We start from the raw sequence: 19,417 nt of genomic DNA on the forward strand, positions 1-19,417 counted from the left end.
AGCGCTACTTCACGACGTCGTCGCGCGACTTCTCCAGATTGGCCGCGAGCTCCTCCATGACCTTGGCGTAACCGAGATAGCTGTACCTCTCGGCCGCGTGCCACGGGTAGAGCTGGCCCGCCTTGACCGCCGGGAGCTTGGCCCAGGTCGGCTTCTTCGCCATCTCCTCGATCTTCATCGACTGCGAGCGGGCGTCCACGAGGATCACGTCCGCCTGGTACTTGTCGGCGTTCTCCCAGCTCAGCACCTCCCAGAAGCCGCCCTCGCTCTGGGTGGGCTTGGGGGGATAGACGATGTTCAGGCCCAGCTCGCCCCAGTACTTGATGTCGGGGTGGTCCGGCAGGTAGGCGACGTACAGGGACTCGGGCGTACCGGTGACGATCATGACCTTGAGGTCCGGCTTCGCCGCGGCCAGCGTCTTGAGCGCCGCGCTCGCCGCGTCGAAGCGGCTCTTGGCCCCGGCCACGGGCGCGGCCTTCAGGTCCGCGCCGAGCGCGGCGGCCAGGGCCCCGTACCGTTCGATGATCTCCACCAGGGGCTTGCCGCTGAGCTGCACGCCGGCCGACGGGGCGATCTGGTCCACGGCCGCGACCGACTCCGGCGGGACGTACCAGAGGGTGTTCTTCTGGTACATGCCCGCGACCAGCAGATCGGGCTGGAGCGAGGCGTACTTCTCGACGTTGAACTCGCCCCACACGTTCCCGATCGACTCGACCTTGCTGATGTCGACCTCGCCCACCTCGGGGTCGCGCCCGCCGTTCTTCAGCTTGTGCGGGCCGAACACCGCGACCGGCCGCACGCCGAAGTCCCACAGCGCGGCCGCCGCGGCCGACTGGGCGACGACGCGCTGCGGCCGCTGCGGGAGGGAGAGGCTCTTGCCCCGGTCGTCGGTCCAGGTCCACGGGCCCTGCGCGGCAGCAGTGGGGGCCGCCGAGGGAACGGCCGAGGGCGGCGCGGCCGTCCCGCCGCAGGCGCTCACGCCGAGCAGGGCGGCGGCGCCGAGAGCGACGAGCGAGCGTCGCGGGACAGTGGCCATGGATTCTCCTCATGACAGGAAATTTGCCCTTATGGACGGCATATTAGATTAGCCTTACCTAACCTGAAAGTCCCTCCCGTAGTAGGAGCCGCGCCCTCGGCTACGCCCGCCGGCGTAGGCGGAACGGCGACGGCGAGCGGATCCCCTTCGCCCCTGTCCGGAAGATCCTGGGGTCTTAAGGGCGGCGGTAAGCAGACGAGAACGAAGCCGTAAGCGCCCTTCAGCACAGTGGTCTCAGACACCACGGGAACCAGAAGGGGCAGATCAATGAGCCAGCCGTACATCCTCCAGGAAGACCTCCGGATCCCCGGGTTCACCGGCCCCGTGCACCGGCCTGGCGACCCCGCCTATGACGAGCTGCGCAGGTCGCTGAACCCGTCGGTGGACTCGCGCCCGGCGCTGGTGGCCGAGGCGTACGGCGTGCCGGACGTGCGCGCGGCGCTGCTGACGGCGCGGCGGCACGGGGTGCCGTTCGCGGTGCAGGCGACCGGGCACGGCACGCACGCCGCGTGCGACGGCGGCGTCCTCGTCAGGACCTCGCCGATGGCCTCCGTGCTGGTGGACCCGGCCCGCCGCGTCGCCAAGGTCGGTCCCGGCGCGCGCTGGGCGGAGGTCATCGCCGCCGCCGCGCCGTTCGGGCTCGCGCCGCTGTCGGGCTCCGCGCCGGGCGTGGGCGTCACCGGCTACACCCTCGGCGGCGGGCTCGGCTGGCTGGGCCGCATGTACGGCTTCGCCGCCGACAACGTGGTGCGCGCCGACGTCCTGCTGGCCGACGGGCGGCACGTCACGGCGAGCCCGGCCAGCCACCCGGAGCTTTTCTGGGCGCTGCGCGGAGGCGGCGGCGGGTTCGGCGTGGTGACCTCGCTGGAGTTCCGGCTCCACCCGGTCTCACGGGTGACCTCCGGCTTCGCCTACTTCCCGATCGAGGCCGCGGCGGACGTCCTCGGGGCGTACCGGACCTGGATCGACGACGCCCCCGACGAGCTCAGCACGGCGGTCGTGCTCAAGCGCATGCCGGCCGACGCCCCCGCGCCCGTGGCCGGGCGGCACGTGGTGCTGGTCAAGGCCGTGCACGTGGGGACCGAGGCGCAGGCCAGGCAGGCGCTCGCGCCGCTGTGGCGGGCGGCAGGCCCGGCGCTGCTGGACGAGATCGGCCCCGCCACCTACGCGGACACGTCGATGGGCGGCACGCCGAACCGGCACATGGACATGTTCGACGAGGTCCCGGAGGAGCTGCCCGGCATCCTGGTGAAGGCGGCCGGGGTGGCGCAGACCGTGGAGATCCGCCACTGGGGCGGCGCGCTGGGCCGCCCGGGTGCGGACACCGGGCCGGTGAGCCACCGCGGCACGAAGCTGTCGGTGATCGTGGACACGCCGGTCCCCGGGCTGGCGGAGGAGCTGCGGCCGTACGCGAACGGGGGGACGTTCCTGAACTTCCTGTCCGACCCGTCCAGGACGGCCGCGGCCTACACCCCGGCGGACCACCGGCGGCTGCGTGAAGTCAAGCGCGCTTACGACCGCGACGGCTTCTTCCGCATCGGTCACGTGGTCCCGGCGTGAAGCCCCATCCCCGCGCGGCGGTGAGCGGCACCTGGGTGAATCCCCTTCCCTTCGGCGGCCTCCTAGCGGGGTTTGAGGCCGTCCATCACCAGGGCGAAGAGGTGCTCGCGCCGCGAGGCCAGCGACGGCGCCTGGTCGGCGATCCAGCTCAGCGCGTTGACCAGGGCGAACAGGTCCGTCCCATCGATGTCGTCGCGGATGTGCCCGCTCGCCTGCGCCCGCTCCAGCAGGCGGCCGGCCGCCGCGCGCATCGTGTGGCACGACACGGACAGGGGCGACCCTTCGTCGTTGAGGGTGGCCATCATCGACCCGGCCAGGCCCCGGTAGGCGCCCGCGCCGCCGGCGAAGTCGCGCAGCCACTCCCGCAGCGCCTCGTCCGGCTCGGCGCCCTCGGCCAGCGCCTCCGCGCGCTCGGCGAGCCGGTCGAACCCCTGCCGCAGCAACGCCTCCAGCAGCGCCTCCCGCGTCGGGAAGTGCCGGTAGAGGGTCCCGAGCCCGACCTCGGCCCGGCGCGCGATGTCGCGCAGGGACGCCTCGGTCCCGTGCTCGGCGACCACGGTGCGCGCGACCGCCAGCAGGCGCTCCCGGTTACGCCGCGCATCGGCCCGCGGCTCCCTCCCCGCGCCCTCGGCCCGCGCGCCGCCCTTGCCCGAGCCCTCGCCCGAGCCCTCGGGCCGTGCCGGTCCTCCGCTCGCGCCTTTGGCTCGGCCCCTCTGATCCATGGAGCCGTCCTGCTCGTCCGCCATGGTGACCTGCTTCCCGTTGACAAGCGGAGCACTGCCCCGGTTACTATTCGGAGCAGTGCTCCGCATCATAGCGGAGCCCGGTTCCGCAGGGAGTCCTCCATGTCCGAAACCATGAACGCCGTGCGCGTGCACGCCTTCGGCGGCCCCGGCGTGCTCACGCACGAGCGCGTCGCCCGTCCCGAGCCCGGCCCCGGCGAGGTCCTGATCCGCGTGCACGCCGCCTGCCTCAACCCGCCCGACTGGTACGCCCGCACCGCCTTCGCCAACATCCCCGACGACCTGCGCCCCACCATCCCCCTGCCGTTCACCCCCGGCTCCGACGCGTCGGGCGTCGTGGCCGCGCTCGGCGAGGGCGTCACAGAATGGCAGGAGGGCGACGAGGTGTTCGGCCTCATCCGCTTCCCCGCCACCCCGGGCGACGGCGGCAAGGCGTACGCCGAGTACACCACCGCGCCGGCCGGCCAGCTCGCCCGCAAGCCCGCGTCCGTCGATCACGTGCACGCGGCGGCCGTCCCCATGGCGGGGCTCACGGCGTACCAGTACCTGTTCGACCACATCCGGCTCCAGCCGGGCAGCAGGGTGCTGGTCAACGGCGCGGCGGGCGGGGTCGGCCACTTCGCCGTACAGCTCGCCAAGGACGCGGGCGCGTACGTCATCGGCGTCGCCTCCGGCCGCCACGAGGCGTTCCTGAAGGGTCTGGGGGCGGACGAGTTCGTCGACTACACCGCCGTCGCGGCCGAGGACGTGGTCCGGGACGTCGACTGCCTGATCGACACCGTCGGCGGCCCGCGCGGGCACCGGTTCCTGCCGGTGCTCAGGGACGGCGGCACGCTCAGCCCGGTCTTCTTCGGCGACTACCGGCTGGAGGAGGCGGCCGGGCGCGGGATCGTCCACCGGTCGGGCCAGGTCCACTCGGACGGACGGCAGATGACGGAGCTGGCCCGCCTGCTCGGCGAGGGCCGCCTCCGGGCCGGGATCGACAGCGTCTTCCCGCTCAGCGAGGCCGCCGCGGCCCACGAGCGCGCCGAGCGCGGGCACATCCAGGGCAAGATCGTGCTCCGCGTGGCGAACTGACCCACCCGAGCCTGGTTTCGTGCCCGGCCGACCTGGTTCAGAGCCCGATGGAGCCGCCGGGCGGCCGTTCACCTGGGTGCTCAGCCGTACAGGGATCAGGCCGCGGTGCGCAGCCGTGCTCCGGCCGTCTGGGCGAGTACGGTGCGCGCCAGGGCGTCGGCGTGCCGGAACAGCGGCGCGTCGGCCCCCGGCCGCGCGAACCCCGCGGCGCCCCGCCCGCCCGCCGTCCACGCGCCGAACGCGAAGCGCCGCGGATGGGCCAGGCCGTCCGCCCCTACCAGGCGCCGGTCGGGCAGCCGCACGTCGAGCAGCCCCGAAACCTCCCGGCACTCGCCCCGCGCGTGCAGCCCGGCGACGAGCGGGTCCGTGCCGCGGCTCACGCTGGGCGCCGGCAGCCGTGCCTCGGCCAGGGCCCGCGCCTCCACCGCCCCCGGCACGGACAGGCTCGTCGCCCGCCACACCCCGGCCCGCGCGTCCTGTTCGACCCGCATCCCCGCCCCCAGGAACGTCACCACGCCCGCCCTGGCCAGCGCCCGCAGCTCCGCCAGCCGACGCGGAGGCGGGCCGCTGGCGACGAAGTTGAACAGCCCGTCGAACCACGGGTCGGCGGGGCCCTCGCCGAGCGCGGCGCGTACGGCGATCAGCCCGTGGATCATCGCCAGGTCCGCGCTGTGGGCGGGATCGGCCCGCCGCTCCAGGTCGGCTCCCAGGTAGCCGTGCATCCACCGCTGCAGCCCGGCCAGGTCGCCGAAGCGCATCCCGTGCAGCGGGCGGTCCAGGCGGTCGAGGTGGAGCCGGTCGGCGTACCGGGAGACGGACTTGGTGACCAGCGCCCGCGCCTGCTTGCCGCCCCACTCGGCGGCGGCGAAGGCGGCCTCGAACGCGTTCCATCCGATCTTCGTGCGCGACGGGTGCGCGGTGAACAGCTCGCGGTAGTACGCGTAGGCCAGCTCCTTGGCCACCGCGGCCCGCAGCTCGCCCGGCGGCGCGCCGGGATCGACGAACCCGGGCGACCCGGCCGGCGCGCCGGCCGGCCGGTAGCCGATCTTGGCGTGGTACGGCACGCCCCTGCGCGATCCCACGAACAGCCTGGGCTCCCGGCCGCTGGGCAGGTAGACGAGCTCCCCGTCGCCGGTGAAGCGCCCGCCGCGCCCCGAGGTGAGCAGCACCATCAGGTCCACGAACGCCAGCCCGGCGCCCCGCACGAGCACCGGCTCGCCGGCGGGCAGCGAATCGAGCGCGAGGTCGGCGGCGTACCCGGTGGGCAGGTACGCCAGCCCGTGACGCCCGGCGAACGCGGCCTGCTCCGCCTCCAGCGGCGTGGGCAGCACGCCCTGGTGGCCCTGCGCGAGCACCACCGCGTCGGCCTCCAGCCGTTCGCCCGAGGTCAGCTCCACCCGCTGGGCGTCCGCGCGTACCCCGGCCAGTCCGGTCGCCGAGGCCCGGTGCAGGTGCACGCGGACGTTGCGCGGCGCGGTGCGCACGGCCCGCTCGAACGCGTGCGCCAGGTACCGGCTGAGCACCGGCCGCGGCGCGAAGAACCCCGGCTCGCAGCCGAGCCACTCGGCCAGGGCCGGACCGGGCCTGGCCGGGCCCGCGCAGCGCACCGAGGCGTCGGTGAAGACGGTGATGTCGGCGGCGGCGCTGTTGGCCCAGAGCAGGTCCGCCTGCTCCGCGCGCCAGACGCGGCCGGCTCCGTGCGGGTAGGGGTCCACCACGTGCACGTCGAGCCGGCCGTCCCCGAGCAGCTCGGGAGCGTTGGCGCAGATCCGCTCCAGCAGGACCGTCCCGGTGGGTCCCGCCCCGATCACCGCAACCGCGCTCACCGCTGCCCTCCCCACAATTACCTATTTAAAAGGTAGGTAATATGTAGATCACTGTCAAGCTCGGCGCGCCCTGGCCAGCAGCCACAGCAGCAGCGGCGCGCCCAGCGCGCCGGTGACCACGCCGACCGGCAGCTCCACGTCCGGGATGAGCAACCGCGCGATCAGGTCGGCGCCCAGCACCACGAACGCCCCCGCGAGCCCCGAGGCCAGCGGCGGCGGCCAGGCGGTGCGGGCCAGCCGCTGAGCGATCTGCGGCGCGGCCAGCGCCACGAACGCGACCGGCCCCGCCGCCGCCGTGCCGAACGCGACCAGCGCCACCCCGGTGATCAGCAGCGTCAGCCGGGCGGCGTTCACGGGCGCCCCGAGCACGACGGCCACCTCGTCGCCGAGCTGCAGCACCCGCGTCCAGCGGCCGAGCAGCAGCGCCACGGGGACGAGCACCGCCAGCGCGAGCGCGAGCGGCGTCACGTGGTCCCAGGTGCGCCCGTTCAGGTTGCCGAACAGCCAGCCGAGCGCCTGCTGCGCCTGGAAGTCCCCGCTGGTGACCATGAGGTACTCGGTCGCGCTCGTGCACATCCACGACAGCCCGATCCCGACGAGCACGATGCGCTGCCCGCTGACGCCGCGCCGCCAGGCCAGCAGGTACGTCACCAGCGCCGCCACCACGGCCCCCGCGAAGCCGAGCAGCTGCAGCCCCGCCCCGACGCCGAGGACCAGGCCGGCCACCACGGCGACACCCGCGCCCTGCGTGACGCCGATCATGTCGGGGCTGGCCAGCGGGTTGCGGGTCATGGTCTGGAACAACGCGCCCGACACGCCGAACGCGACGCCGGCCAGCATTCCGGTCAGCGCTCTGGGCAGGCGCAGCTCGCGTACGACGAACGCGGTGCCCTGGTCGCCGGTCCCCAGCAGCGAGCCGGCGACCTCGCCCAGGCTGAGCGGCACCTCGCCGAGCCCGATGCCCAGGCAGAAGGCCAGCAATGCCGCCGCGGCCACGGCCAGGCACACCAGGATCAGCCGGGGCCGCAGCACGCCGGACACGGGCGGGACGGACAGGCGGAAGGTGACCCGGTTCATCCCGATGAAGGAGATCGGCCCGCGGCTGCGCAGGTGTGACAGGTTCATGGCGATCACAGCTCCGCGAGACGCCGGCGGCGGGCCAGCACGACGAAGAACGGTCCGCCGATGAACGCCACCAGCAGCCCGGCCTGCACCTCGATCGGCGGTGCCACGATCCGGCCCACGACGTCGGCGGCGAGCAGCAGGCACGGCCCGAGCAGCGCCGCCAGCGGCAGCAGCAGGCGCTGGTCGGCCTCGGAGCCGTTCCGTCCCGCCAGGTAGCGGGCCAGATAGGGCACGACGAGCCCGACGAAGACCACGGGACCGATGGCCGCCACGGCCACACCGGTCAGCAGCATGACCGCCGCCGCCCCCTGCAGCCTGACCAGGCCGACCCTGCGCCCCAGCCCTCTGGCCACGTCGTCGCCGAGCGCGAGGCTGTTCAGCGCGGGCCCGCAGGCGACCGCAAGCGCCGCCCCCACCACCGCGAACGGCACGAGCTGCGGCAGCGCCTCCGCGCCGCCGCCGGACAGCGAGCCCGCCGACCAGAACCGGTACCTGCTCAGCGACTCGGGGTCCACCAGCACGAACGCGCTGGTCACCGAGCTGAGCAGGAACGTCACCGCGACCCCCGCCAGCGCCAGCTTGACCGGCGACATCCCGTCGCGGCCCAGCCCGGCCAGCCCGTAGACGACGACGCTGGCCACCAGCGCCCCCGCGAACGCGAACCACACGTACCCGGCGGGCGTCGCGACCCCCGCGACGCCGATGGCCAGCACCACGGCGAACGCCGCTCCCGCGCTGACGCCCAGCACACCGGGGTCGGCGAGCGGGTTGCGGGTGAGCGCCTGCATGAGGGCGCCCGACAGGCCGAGCGCCGCCCCGGCCAGCACGCCGAGCAGCGTGCGCGGCACCCGTACCGACCAGACGACGTCGAGGACGTCGCGGTCGGTCACCGTGCCCACCAGCGCGCCCACCAGCTGGTCCGGCGGGACCTGCCGGGCTCCGAGGGAGAGCGACAGCAGGACCGCCAGGACCAGCGCGAACACCGCGGCCCCGAGGGCCTTCACAACGCGGTCTTGGTCGCCGGGTCGCCGTCGACCGCGGCCGCGAGTCGCGGAACGAGGGTTTCGAGCACGTACGGCAGGCTGAGCACGGTGAGGAAGGCGACCGCGTCGCCCTGCGGGGTGTTCTCCGACAGGAAGACCTCCCTGCCCTCCTTCACCACGTCGAGCCCCTTGTAGACGCTGTCGCCGTGCAGCGTGGCCTCGCCCTTCGCGGCGTCGGGCACACTCCACACGATCACGCCGGTGTCGACGAGGTCGAGCCGCTCCCTGCTGATGTTCGCGCCGAACTTGTCGCCGATGGCGGTGTCGAGGCCGCTGGGCAGCTGGAAGCCGAGCGAGACGAGCAGGCGGGCGCGCGGGTCCTGGCTGCCGAAGACGAAATAGCCCTCGTACAGGGTGGCCATCAGGCCGGTCTGGCCCTTGAACTCAGGGTGGTCCTTCTGCACCTGGGTGAAGCGGGCCTCGACGTCGGCGACCAGCTTGCCGGCCTCCGCGGCCTTGCCGACGGCGGTGCCGACCCGCTTGGTGAGCTCCTGCCAGGGGATGCCGTAGTCGATGTACTCCTTCGGCTGGGCCACGGTCGGAGCGATCTTGGACAGCGTCTCGTACTGCTCCTTGGTGAGCCCCGAGTACAGGCCGAGGATCAGGTCGGGCTTGAGCGCCGCGATCTTCTCGAACTGGGGGCCGCTGCCGGTGTCCTTGAGCACCTGCGGCAGGGCGGCGCCGCCGAGCTTGCCCTTGGCCCACTCACCGATCGCGCCCGGGTATCCGCCGAACCACTCCGTGGTCGCGACCGGCACGATGCCGAGGGCGAGCAGCGAGTCCTGCTCCAGGAGGCCGACGGTGACGATGCGCTTGGGCGCCGCCGGGATCGTGGTCGAGCCGTACTTGTGGTCCATGGTCACGGGGGCGGCGGCCTGGGCGGACGCCGAGCCGGTCCCCGTGCCGGCGGCGGGCGCGGGCGCCGTGGTGCCGCAGCCCGCGATGGTGACCAGTAAAAGCGCCACGAGGGCGAGCGTGCGAGTCAAGAGAAACGGCTCCTTGGTCAGCCTCTATAAGGTGAGCCTAACCTAATCGAAGAGACCCGTTCGCGCCAGTCGCGCGAGGTGGCACGGCCGTCCTGGGACGGCCGTGCCACCTCGTCTCATGCCGGCATCAAGCCGGACTTGTTCGGTCACGGAGATTGGGTTATGGGCGCGATGTTACGGGCGCGTAGTCCGGTTAGGGATGTGCTCAGCGGTACCGACGTGGTTGCGGTGCTGCTTGCGCATGCCCGCGAAGCCGAGCAGGCCCAGCAGGCCCAGCAGACCCCACAGGCCGGCGTTGCCGCCGCCCCCTTCGTCCCTGGTGTCGTTCTGCTGCGGCGCGGGTGTGACCTGACTCTGCGCGACCGGCGCGACGGGCGTTTCTGCCGTCGCCGCGGCGGCCGGTCCTAGCGTCAAGAAGAACGCCAGGCCCAGCCCGGTGAGCGTCTTGCGCATTGGGTTCCCCCGATCCGGCGGTCTCAGCAACCGCGGAGACCGCCTATCAACGCCTTCCCCCGAAGGCTTCCGATAGCGGGGCGATCTCCAGTTCCCCTGCTAAATACGCCTCTACCATCCTCTAGGCCCCCATAAACGCCTTCTCATCGCGGCGAACGTGCAGGTGAAACGCTTAAGCCGGGTGGGATTCGGGGATGCGGGCGCGTACGCGGGATTCGGCGATCCCGGCCAGCGCCGCCCGCTCCCGGCCCTTTCCCGCGGTCCCGGAGCGGTGGCGGATGGGGGCGAGCACGACGACCTCGGCGACCAGGCCACGGGTCGCGGTCACCCGCAGGGCGGAGGCGAGCAGCGAGTCGTCGCCCACGAAGGAGGGGCGGGTGGAGTGGGTCTCGCCCTCGCGGTAACGCAGCGTGACCGGGCGGATCTCGGCGCCGGCGTCCAGCGCCGCCTGGAACACAGCCGGGCGGAAGCGGCCCATCCCGCGCCCGCACCACGTGGTGCCCTCGGGGAAGGCGGCCACGGTGTGACCTGCTCTGAGCGCGTTCGCGATGGTCTCGACGGCGGCCGGCAAGGCGGACAGGCGGTCCCTGTCGATGAACAGCGCCCCTGAGGCGGCCGTCAGCCTGCCGACCACCGGCCAGGCGGCGACCTCACGCTTGGCGAGCGGGCGCGACGGCACGGTGGCCGCGATGACCAGGGGGTCGAGCCAGGAGACGTGGTTCGCCACGACCAGCACTCCCCCGCCCACCGGGCCGGCGACGGCCGGTTCTGTGACCCGCGCTCCCCCGCCGGACGGGCCGGCGGCGGCCGGGGTTGTGACCCGCAGCTCCACGCCGGACGGGCCGGCGGCGGCCGGGGCGGTTACCCGCACTTCCCCGCCGGACTGGGCTGTGACCCGCACTTCCACGCCGAGCGCGTGCAGCAGCGTCCTGGCCCACGCGCGCGTGATCGCGGCCTGCCGGGCGGGACTCGTCCGGGTGGCCGCGAGTGAGAGCGGGAGTCCCGCGAGCACCACGAGGACGGCGGCCAGCAGCCGCGCCACGCGGTGCACCGGGCCGGCGAGCGCGGCCGGGGCCCCCAGGCAGGCGTCCGGCGAGCACGGGCTCACCGGCCGCCACGGGCCGGCCGCCGCAGCGACCCCACCGGCCACGCCGTTCCCGGCAGCCCCGTTCGCCCCAAGCCCGGCGATCTCAGCAAGGCGGCCCTTCTCCCCTGCGCCCGTCTCCCCCGTGTGGATGGCGGTGGTCATTGGGAGGCTCCCAGGAAGTGGCGCAGGTAGCGGGTGTTCGCGTTGGCCATGGACAGCAGCACGAAGAAGTCGGCCGTACCGAAGTCCCGGTCGTGCGCCGGCGTCCCGCACACCCACGAGCCCAGCCGCAGGTAGCCGCGCAGCAGCGCGGGCGGCACGAACCGGTCGGCGCGCCCCGCAATCCGTGGCGCGGCCCGGCCGCGCCACGGGTTACGGGGCGCGACCCGGTATTCCTCGGGCCCGAGCGGCACCCGCTCGGCGACCGTCGCGGCGAGCGCGCCACCGTCGTCGAGGGGCACCGAGCAGCATCCCGCCAGCCACTCGTGGCCGCCCGCCACCATGTAGCGGGCGATGCCCGCCCAGAGCAGCGCGACGACAGTGCCGTCCCGATGATCGGGATGTACGCACGTGCGCCCCGCCTCGACCAGGCCGGTCCTGATGGGCGCGAGGTTGCCGAGGTCGAACTCGGTCTCGGAGTAGAGCCGGTCCGTACGCCCAGGAGGCAGCAGCCGGTACGTGCCGACGACCTCCCGTCCGTCCCGTACGAGCAGGTGGTCGCAGTAGGCGTCGAGCCGGTCCGCGTCGAGGCCGGTGACCGGGCTGTCGAGCCTGGCCCCCATCTCTTCGGCGAAGACCGCGTACCGCAGCCGCTGGGCAGCCTGCAGATCGGCGGCGCTCGTGGCCAGGCCGACGGTGTAGCGACCGGTGTCAAGAGAGGTCGTCATGGGCGCGGGTCCTTCCCCTGGAAGCCATCTCGCGACTATGTCGACATGCCGACATGACGGTCGTGTCTCTCATCGAGGGCAGCGAGGCGTCCGCGGGGTGAACCTCCGCCGGTCGGTGAACGGCGGCCCGATAGCGGGGAAATATTCGCTCGTCCTGGCACTTCGCCTTCGCTACACTCGCCACGGACGAAAGATCGGCGCATCGCGTGCAGGCGTTGCGTCGGCGCACCCGTATCGACGAGGGAGAGGAGCCGGCCGTGCGACACAGCACCGCTGCCGTGATCTCCCCGTCGCGCTACGAGGTGATCCTGGTGTCTTCGCCGCCCCGGTGCCGGCTGCGCGGCCGTCACCGGATGCCCTGACGGACACCCGTACCCCCTGCTCCGGATCGGGGTTCCGCCTGGCCAAAGGCCAGGCCGCCCGCCTGACCCAAGGCCGGGCCGTCCGTCTGGCCTGAGGCCGGGCTGTCCGCCTCGTCTGAGGCCGTCCGCCGGGGGAATCGCGCCGTCCTGTTCAGAAACGACCCGAAAGGGCCAGGGCCGTGCGTGCTCACCTCTCCACCTCGCTGACCACCATCCGCAACCTGGGCATCCTCGCCCACGTCGACGCCGGCAAGACCACCGTCACCGAGCGGATGCTCTACCTCGCGGGCGCCACCTACAAGCGCGGCGAGGTGCACGACGGCACGACCGTCACCGACTTCGACTCCCAGGAGCGCGACCGCGGGATCACCATCTTCGCCGCGGCCGTGAGCTGTGCCTGGGACGGGCACCGGATCAACCTCATCGACACCCCCGGCCACGTCGACTTCTCCGACGAGGTGGAGCGCTCGCTGCGGGTGCTCGACGGCGCGATCGCGGTGTTCGACGGGGTCGCGGGCGTCGAGCCGCAGAGCGAGTCCGTCTGGCGGCGGGCCGACCGGTACGGCGTGCCGCGCATCGCGTTCGTCAACAAGCTCGATCGCGCGGGCGCCGACCTCGACGCGGCCGTCGAGTCGATCCGCCGGCGGCTGCATCCGGCGCCGCTGGTGGTCCAGCTGCCGATCGGGCGCGAGGACGGGTTCACCGGCGTGGTGGACCTCGTCGGGATGCGCTCGCTCGTCTGGGACGGCGGCGGCTCCTACGAGGAGGGTCCCGTGACGGGCGCTCTGCTGGAGGAGGCGCGGCGGCGGCGCCGGCTGCTCGAAGAGGCGGTGGCCGAGCTGCATCCCGGTGCGCTGGAGGAGTTCTGCGCGCAGCCGTCGATCTCCGCCGGCACGCTGGCCGCGGCGCTGCGCGACCTCACGCGTTCGGGCGCCGGCCTGGTGGTGCTGTGCGGCTCCGCGTACCGCGATCGGGGGGTGGAGCCGCTGCTGGACGCGGTGGTGGCGTACCTGCCCTCGCCGCTGGACGTCCCGGCGGTGCGCGGCGAGCACGGCGGCGCGGAGCAGGAGCGCGCCGCCGATCCGGCGGCGCCGCTGGCCGCGCTGGTGTTCAAGGTGAGCTCGACCGCCACCGGGCGGCTGACGTACCTGCGGGTGTACTCGGGAACGATGCGGAAGGGGGACACGGTGCTGGATCCCGTCATGCGGCGCACCGAGCGGATCGGCCGGATCCTGCGTGTGCAGGCCGACCGGCACACCGAGGCGGACCTGGCCACGGCCGGGGACATCGTCGCGGTGGTCGGGCCGAAGGCGGCCCGCGCGGGCACCACTCTGTGCGCGCAGGACGCGCCGGTGGTGCTGGAGCCGCCGAGCGCGACCGAGCCGGTCGTCTCCGTGGCGGTCGAGGCGCGCCACGGCACCGACGCCGACCGGCTGGCGTCGGCGCTGGCGCGGCTGACCGAGGAGGATCCCTCGCTGGTCGTCAGGACGGACGCCGAGACCGGGCAGACGGTGCTGTCCGGGATGGGTGAGCTGCACCTGGAGGTCGCGGCGGAGAAGCTGCGCCGCGACCACGGGCTGGCGATCGGGGTCGGCCGGCCGCAGGTGGCGCATCGGGAGACGGTCGTGCGCGGGGTGTCGGGGCTGCTGTACCGGCACGTCAAGCAGGACGGCGGCGCCGGGCAGTTCGCCCACGTCGTGCTCGACGTGGAGCCGATGGACGGTACGGGGTTCGCGTTCGCGTCGTCCGTCACCGGCGGGCGGGTGCCGCGCGAGTACGTCCGCGCGGTCGAGGCCGGGTGCCGGGACGCGCTGGCCGACGGCCCGCTCGGCGGTCATCCGGTGACCGGCCTGCGGGTCACGCTGACCGACGGGGCCACCCACTCCAAGGACTCCTCGGAGCTGGCCTTCCGCACGGCCGGGCGGCTCGCGCTGCGCGAGGCGCTCCGGGCCTGCGCCATGGTGCTGCTCGAACCGGTGGCCGAGATCACGGTCACCGTGCCGGACGACGCCGCCGGTGGGGTGCTGGGCGACCTGGCGGCCAGGCGCGGCCGGATCTCGGGCTCGTCGGCGCGGGCGGCGGGGACGGTGGTCATCACGGCGACCGTGCCGCTGGCCGAGGTGTTCGGTTACGCGACCCGGCTGCGCAGCAGGACCCAGGGACGGGGTACGTTCACCACCCGCCCCGCCGGTTACGCGCCGGTCCACTAGCGCCGGAAAGCTCGACCGGTCCCGCCGGTCCGGTATGCGCTCGACCGGTCCCGCCGCTCCAGCAAGCGCTCGACCGGTTCTCTAGGTCCGGCAAGCGCTCGGCCGGTGCGAAGCACGTAGAAGGTATGTAGCAGGTGCCCGTCCGGCTCCTCCCGCGCGAGGAGCCGGGCGGGCACCCACGTGATCAGGGCGTCGTGACGGTCGCGCCCGTGACGGCGGCCGACCAGTACAGCGCCCTCGCCACCTGCGGGAACAGCCCCTTCGGGTGGTTGCGGAACATCGGCTCGGTGCCGAACAGCACCACGGCCGCCCCGCGCTCGTCCCGGCCGCTGACCACGGCCGCCTGTCCCCTGGCCGCCTCCTGCCCCCCGGCGCCGTTCTCGTCCGCCCGCCAGTGGCCGGCGACGAGCGGTCCGCCGGCCGCGTACGACTGCTCGACCTTGACCTCGGCCCCGAGCCCGGTGAACCAGCGCGGCGAGTACACGAACGAGTGGGCCGGCGAGCCGCCGCCCACAGGACCGTCCGAGGCCACCGTGCTGACCACGCCGTTGGCGTCGGGGTTGCCGGCCACGGCGGTCACGGTGAGCAGCCCGGCCGCGGCGTTGAACGTCGCGCCGGTGCCGCCCCTGGTGACCACGCCACCGGTGGCGAGGAACGCGTCGAGCGCCGTTCTGGCGGCCGGGTTGAGCGCCGCGTAGCTCAGCCCGCTGGAGACGAACAGCACGTCGGCCGCGCTCCAGTCGAAGCCGGCGTTCAGCACGGCCGTGGAGACGGGCGTGACGGCGAAGCCCAGCTCGCGCAGCGTGAACAGCTCGTCGGCGGACGCGGCGGCGGCGATCCGCACCTGTGACAGCGGGACGCCGGTGGCGGAGCCGGCCGGGACGAAGGCCACGCCGTAGCGGTCGGACACCGTCCGCGCGGCCTGCCTGGCGCTCGCCGGGACGATGGCCCCGCCGCTCCCCCATGTCACCTGTACGCCCTGGGCGAGCAGGTCGTTCAGCGCCCGCACGTCCTTGGCGTCGGTCACCTTGAGCAGCAGCGGCCCGGGGGTGCGCGGCACCGAGCCGGTCGGCGCGGCGGCCTTGACCGGCTCGGAGCGCACGCCGAGCGAGGGCACGCCGGTGACGGTGGCGCCCCAGAGCAGGCCGTGACTCCATCCGGATATGTCGTACATCGTGCTCACCTTGGCGGAGATGTCGGCGCCCGCCTCCAGCATCACGTTCGCCAGGCCGCGCTTGGGCTGGCGCATGTCCACGACGTACGAGCCCGCCGGGTACGTCCTGCCGCCCGCCCGGAAGGCATGCGTGGCCCGCTCGACCCGCACGTCGTTCGCGATCAGGTGGTCCACCAGGCGCGCGGCGGCCGGGGCCGAGCGCTCGCCGGTGATGACGTAGGCCCGGGGGTAGGTGGTGGTGTAGACGTCCTCGGGGCCGAACCCGGGCACGATGCCGAGCGGCACGGTCTTCGACGGCTCGCCCGCCGCGCCCCTGCGGAACACCTCGATCTGGTCCGCGATGAGCTGGTCGTGCCTGGCCTGCACGAAGCCGTAGGTCGCCCGGATCGCGGCGGCGGCGACGTCGGTGTTGATCGCGGAGCGGCGGCGCAGCTCCGCGACGGGCAGCTGGTTGTAGGCGGCGCCGTTGACGGTCAGCGGGATCTCGACGGTGTGCGCGGCGACCGTGCCGTGGAAGGGCGCGTACTGCGGGGTGAAGATCGGCGGCCAGTCGTCCCAGCCCTCCTCGGAGTCCCTGAACGGGATCTGCACCGGGTGCACGCCGTCCTTCTCGAAGGTGTAGCCGAGCCCGTTGACGGCCGACTCCATGCCGAGCCCGTTGGCGTAGGTGCTGGTGATGAACAGGTCGTACTCGTAGTTGGCGCCGTGCGGCGGCGTGGTCGGCTCGATGAGCGTGCCGTTGACATAGCCGTGCAGGTCGATCATGGCGACCGGCTGGGTGTCGATCATCACCTGGCGCATCGCCCGCACCTCGGGCTGGGAGGCGGTGACGAAGTCGCGGTTGAGGTCGAAGCCGGCGCCGTTGACGCGCACGCCGTTGACCCGGCCGTCGGGGTTGGCGGTGATGTTGAAGTAGAGCCTGGTGCGCGCCAGCAGCGCGGCGATCGTGGGGTCGGTGCTGGTGGCGAGCTCTTCGACGGTGCGCAGCGCGGCGTCCGTGCCCTCCCACTCGTTACCGTGGATGTTGCCGTTGACGAACAGCGGCGCCTTGTACCGTTTGGCCAGCTTGCGGTCGCGGGCGGCGGCGACCGGGTCGTTCTCGATGCGGTCGCGGATCCTGGCCTGCTCGCGCGCCTCGCTCGCGCTCTCGGGCGCGGTGACGGTGACGAGGTAGAGGTCGCGGCCGTCGTACGAGCGGCCGGTGAGCTCGGCGCTGACCCGGTTGCTGCGCCGTTGCAGGTCGTTCAGCCTGGGCGCGATGCCGTGGTAGGGCACCAGGCCGAGCTTGATGCTGGCGTCGGCCGGGTTCTCCGCGGGGACGGGCAGCTCGGTCCGCCGGGGGTAGCCACGGTCGCGGGACACCCCGTACGGCTGGTCCGCCTGCTGGTCCGCGGGGGCGCGGCGGAGCGCGTTCTCGGACGTGCCGGCCGCGACCTCGTTCCGCTCGGGGCCGTTGCCGAAGTCGCGGACGGCGGACGGCGGCGGGTCGGCCGGTTGGGCCGCCGCCGGCGGGATGGCGAGCAGCGCGGCCGTGACGGCGACGCCGAGGAGTGCGGTGGGTAGGCGCAAGGAGTCCTCCAGATCAGGGTTCGCGGCGGCCGGTGGTGAGTCCGGCCGCCGCGATCGACGTTCGCGGAGCGGTGCTGCCGGCCGCCGCGATCAGGGTCCGCGGAGCGGTGAGTCCGGCCGTGGCGATCAGGGTTCGCGGAAGTCCGCGGCGATGCCGATCAGCGAGATCAGGCCGGCGGCGAACTCCATCGCCTCCGCGTGCCCCTCGCTGAACGGCGGCTGGAAGCCCACGCCCTCCCACGTCCGCGTCCCGGGGTTCCACAGGTCGGCGCCGACCTCGAAGTCCCAGCCGTAGACGCCGAAGTCGTACCAGAGCTCGTCGGCGGAGTTGCCGGCCGCCGAGTACAGCACGTCCGTCACGGGGCCGGTCTGCTGCGGCCAGGTGACGGTGCCGCGCTCGGCCGCGATGGCCTCCTCGATCGTGCGGGCCGAGCGCAGGAAGTACGCCTCCTGCTCGGGCGCGGGCCTGGGCAGGGTGACGCGGCCGTCGAGCTTGTACGCGCCGGGCGGCCACATGAAGTAGCCGCCGTAACTGTGCACGTTCATGGCGAACCTGATGTTGCGGTACCGCTGCGCGAGCCAGATGACGTTGCGGCTCTCCGGCTCGGAATGCTCGGCCGGCCCCGCGAACGTGCCGGACTGGCAGTTGGCCGAGGCGCCGAAATACCCGTCGGACAGCGAGCCGACGGCGTAGTTGCGGTTGACGTCCACGCCCCAGGCGTTGCGCAGCGCCGGGTCGGACTGCTGGGCCGGGCAGTGGTTCGTCATGTTCTTACGCTGGGAGTTGAAGTCGTAGAAGCTGTAGTTCGCGCCGTCGGGGTTGACGGTCGGCACGATGAAGATGTCGGTGCGCTCCAGCAGCCTGCGGGTGTCCTTGTCGCGGGCGTGGTTGCGCAGCAGCCGCTCGGCCGCCTCGATGGTGACCAGCGGCGTCACCCATTCTCGCGCGTGCTCCTGGGCGTAGGCCAGCACCCCGGTGCGCGAGCCGTCGCGGTGCGCGCCGACGCGCAGGGCCAGCACCTGGGCGGGGGCGCGGGACACGTCGGCCGGCGCGCTGAGGAAGTCGCTGAGCTGGGTGAGCGGCGCGGGCGCCATGACGCCCGCCCCCGCGTCCGTCCGGTAGGTCGTGGCCTTGACGCCGGTGCCCGGCGTCGCGTTGACGGCGGCGGCGACCTGGGCGGCGGTGCTGACGGGCGCGCCGGCGGCGTCGGTGGCCAGGCTGACGGTGACGAGTTTGCCGTTGACGCTCACCTGGAGGGCGCGGCCGGGCGCGCCGGGGGTGACGAGCTCGACGGCCAGGTCGTTGCCGCCCTCCGAGCCGTAGGCGGCCGAGGTGATCACGACGGCGGCGGCCGGCGGGGTGCCGATCAGGGCCTGGGCGTGGCGGCGGTAGCCGTTGGTGCGGTTCGGCAGCGCGATGATGTCGGTGAGCTTCGGATAGCGCCGGTGCAGCGCCTTGATCCGCTCGTTGAGCTGGGCGGGCGGCATGTACTGGGTGATGAAGTCGCGCTGGTAGCCGGGCCCCGCGCGGTCGGGCCGCGCGCCGTCGGGCCATTCCCTGGGCCGCGCCTGCGCCGTGCCGCCGCCCGCCGAGGTGACGGTGACCCACTCGGGCCGGCTCTCCGCCGGCACCGGGGTGCTGAACTGGTGGCCCAGGTACGCGCCCGCGTCCACGTACGCGACCATCGGGGCCTGGCCGGTCGTCCCCTTCCTGCCCTTCCAGGTGACGCTGAGCGTGGCGGCCTGCGCGGCGCTGCTCGACGCCTCGACCGACAGGAAATATCCGTCACGGGACTCGAACCAGACGGCCCGCTCGATGACGATCCGGTCCTGCGCGGCCGTGGCCTTCGTCTGGGCGGGGGCCGGCGTGCCGGTGGCCAGGGTGGCGCCGAGCGGGCGGAGCTCGGCGAGCTGGCTGGGCGTGACGACCGCGTCGACCTGGATGCTGCCGTCCGGCTGGGGCCGCACCCGTTCGGTGAGGTCCGCGCCGGAGGCCACCAGGCGTTCCATGGCGGCCTTGTCGGGGACGGACAGGGTGACGAGTGAGGCCGGCTCCGGGTCCGCCGGACCGGCGACCGCGGGGGCGGACGGCCCCGCTGCCACGAGAGTCGTGAGAACGATCATCAGAACGACTGCGGACGCCCGTAAACCACGCATCGGCCCCTCCAGGATCACCGTATGGGGATCATTGAAAGCCGACTTGGGGCAACCGGCAAGACCCAGGAGGCGGCCGGGAAGCCGGTGATCTCGCTCAGCGGCCGGGGCGCACGGGGTGCTAC

At 73.6% G+C, this 19,417-nt stretch carries 14 protein-coding genes; 3 read left to right on the forward strand and 11 right to left on the reverse strand.

Translation table 11 applies throughout. From position 1 onward, the window contains the following. Positions 1-4: 4 nt before the first annotated feature. On the reverse strand, positions 5-1,036 hold the full coding sequence (locus tag ABEA43_RS20570) for an ABC transporter substrate-binding protein (protein WP_345563962.1): 1,032 nt from the start codon (positions 1,034-1,036) through the stop codon (positions 5-7). A gap of 267 nt (positions 1,037-1,303) precedes the next feature. Here ABEA43_RS20570 and ABEA43_RS20575 point away from each other — a divergent pair, with 267 nt between their 5' ends. Then, complete coding sequence (locus ABEA43_RS20575; protein ID WP_345563963.1) at positions 1,304-2,596, forward strand: FAD-binding oxidoreductase; 1,293 nt, start codon at positions 1,304-1,306, stop codon at positions 2,594-2,596. A gap of 62 nt (positions 2,597-2,658) precedes the next feature. Here the strand turns inward: ABEA43_RS20575 and ABEA43_RS20580 are convergent, their stop codons facing one another. After that, the gene (locus ABEA43_RS20580) at positions 2,659-3,342 is read right to left on the reverse strand and encodes a TetR/AcrR family transcriptional regulator (protein WP_345563966.1); all 684 of its coding nucleotides are present in this window, start codon (positions 3,340-3,342) and stop codon (positions 2,659-2,661) included. A gap of 99 nt (positions 3,343-3,441) precedes the next feature. On the opposite strand from ABEA43_RS20580, the gene ABEA43_RS20585 reads away from it, so the two are divergent. Beyond that, on the forward strand, positions 3,442-4,416 hold the full coding sequence (locus ABEA43_RS20585) for an NADP-dependent oxidoreductase (RefSeq protein WP_345563967.1): 975 nt from the start codon (positions 3,442-3,444) through the stop codon (positions 4,414-4,416). Positions 4,417-4,511: 95 nt separating this feature from the next. On the opposite strand, the gene ABEA43_RS20590 is transcribed toward ABEA43_RS20585, so the two are convergent. The 7 genes from ABEA43_RS20590 to ABEA43_RS20620 all read right to left on the reverse strand — a co-directional run bounded on the left by ABEA43_RS20590 (position 4,512) and on the right by ABEA43_RS20620 (position 11,823). Continuing rightward, the gene (locus tag ABEA43_RS20590) at positions 4,512-6,242 is read right to left on the reverse strand and encodes an FAD/NAD(P)-binding protein (RefSeq protein ID WP_345563968.1); all 1,731 of its coding nucleotides are present in this window, start codon (positions 6,240-6,242) and stop codon (positions 4,512-4,514) included. Between the two features lie 54 nt (positions 6,243-6,296). Then, positions 6,297-7,367: a FecCD family ABC transporter permease gene (locus ABEA43_RS20595; RefSeq protein WP_345563969.1), complete on the reverse strand. Its 1,071-nt coding sequence runs from the start codon at positions 7,365-7,367 to the stop codon at positions 6,297-6,299. A 5-nt stretch (positions 7,368-7,372) separates the two neighbouring features. Next, positions 7,373-8,371 (reverse strand): FecCD family ABC transporter permease, encoded by a 999-nt coding sequence (locus tag ABEA43_RS20600; protein WP_345563970.1) that lies wholly within the window; start codon positions 8,369-8,371, stop codon positions 7,373-7,375. Continuing rightward, positions 8,368-9,396, reverse strand: a complete 1,029-nt coding sequence (locus tag ABEA43_RS20605) for an iron-siderophore ABC transporter substrate-binding protein (protein WP_345563971.1) — start codon at positions 9,394-9,396, stop codon at positions 8,368-8,370. The genes ABEA43_RS20600 and ABEA43_RS20605 overlap by 4 nt, the downstream gene beginning before the upstream one ends. Positions 9,397-9,570: 174 nt before the next feature. Continuing rightward, positions 9,571-9,849, reverse strand: a complete 279-nt coding sequence (locus tag ABEA43_RS20610; RefSeq protein ID WP_345563972.1) for a WGxxGxxG family protein — start codon at positions 9,847-9,849, stop codon at positions 9,571-9,573. Positions 9,850-10,021: 172 nt separating this feature from the next. Beyond that, a complete protein-coding gene (locus tag ABEA43_RS20615; protein ID WP_345563974.1) occupies positions 10,022-11,098 on the reverse strand; it encodes a lysophospholipid acyltransferase family protein in 1,077 nt (358 codons plus the stop codon). Continuing rightward, on the reverse strand, positions 11,095-11,823 hold the full coding sequence (locus ABEA43_RS20620) for a GNAT family N-acetyltransferase (protein ID WP_345563976.1): 729 nt from the start codon (positions 11,821-11,823) through the stop codon (positions 11,095-11,097). Before ABEA43_RS20620 ends, ABEA43_RS20615 begins: the two co-directional genes overlap by 4 nt. A gap of 541 nt (positions 11,824-12,364) precedes the next feature. Between ABEA43_RS20620 and fusA the strand changes: the two genes are divergently transcribed. Further along, positions 12,365-14,395, forward strand: a complete 2,031-nt coding sequence (fusA, locus tag ABEA43_RS20625) for an elongation factor G (RefSeq protein WP_345563977.1) — start codon at positions 12,365-12,367, stop codon at positions 14,393-14,395. Between the two features lie 184 nt (positions 14,396-14,579). Here fusA and ABEA43_RS20630 read toward each other — a convergent pair whose 3' ends face one another. Both ABEA43_RS20630 and ABEA43_RS20635 read right to left on the reverse strand, forming a co-directional pair. Next, on the reverse strand, positions 14,580-17,138 hold the full coding sequence (locus tag ABEA43_RS20630; RefSeq protein ID WP_345563978.1) for a M14 family zinc carboxypeptidase: 2,559 nt from the start codon (positions 17,136-17,138) through the stop codon (positions 14,580-14,582). 126 nt (positions 17,139-17,264) lie between these two features. Further along, positions 17,265-19,262, reverse strand: a complete 1,998-nt coding sequence (locus ABEA43_RS20635; protein WP_345563979.1) for a M14 family metallopeptidase — start codon at positions 19,260-19,262, stop codon at positions 17,265-17,267. Positions 19,263-19,417 lie beyond the last annotated feature (155 nt).

The organism is Nonomuraea rosea (assembly GCF_039539705.1).
Taxonomy (GTDB): domain Bacteria; phylum Actinomycetota; class Actinomycetes; order Streptosporangiales; family Streptosporangiaceae; genus Nonomuraea; species Nonomuraea rosea.

Coding starts and splice junctions, on each gene's coding strand:
- ABEA43_RS20570 (WP_345563962.1), bottom strand. CDS start 1,036: ATGGCCACTGTCCCGCGACGCTCGCTCGTCGCTCTCGGCGCCGCCGCC.
- ABEA43_RS20575 (WP_345563963.1), top strand. CDS start 1,304: ATGAGCCAGCCGTACATCCTCCAGGAAGACCTCCGGATCCCCGGGTTC.
- ABEA43_RS20580 (WP_345563966.1), bottom strand. CDS start 3,342: ATGGCGGACGAGCAGGACGGCTCCATGGATCAGAGGGGCCGAGCCAAA.
- ABEA43_RS20585 (WP_345563967.1), top strand. CDS start 3,442: ATGTCCGAAACCATGAACGCCGTGCGCGTGCACGCCTTCGGCGGCCCC.
- ABEA43_RS20595 (WP_345563969.1), bottom strand. CDS start 7,367: ATGAACCTGTCACACCTGCGCAGCCGCGGGCCGATCTCCTTCATCGGG.
- ABEA43_RS20610 (WP_345563972.1), bottom strand. CDS start 9,849: ATGCGCAAGACGCTCACCGGGCTGGGCCTGGCGTTCTTCTTGACGCTA.
- ABEA43_RS20615 (WP_345563974.1), bottom strand. CDS start 11,098: ATGACCACCGCCATCCACACGGGGGAGACGGGCGCAGGGGAGAAGGGC.
- ABEA43_RS20620 (WP_345563976.1), bottom strand. CDS start 11,823: ATGACGACCTCTCTTGACACCGGTCGCTACACCGTCGGCCTGGCCACG.
- ABEA43_RS20635 (WP_345563979.1), bottom strand. CDS start 19,262: ATGATCGTTCTCACGACTCTCGTGGCAGCGGGGCCGTCCGCCCCCGCG.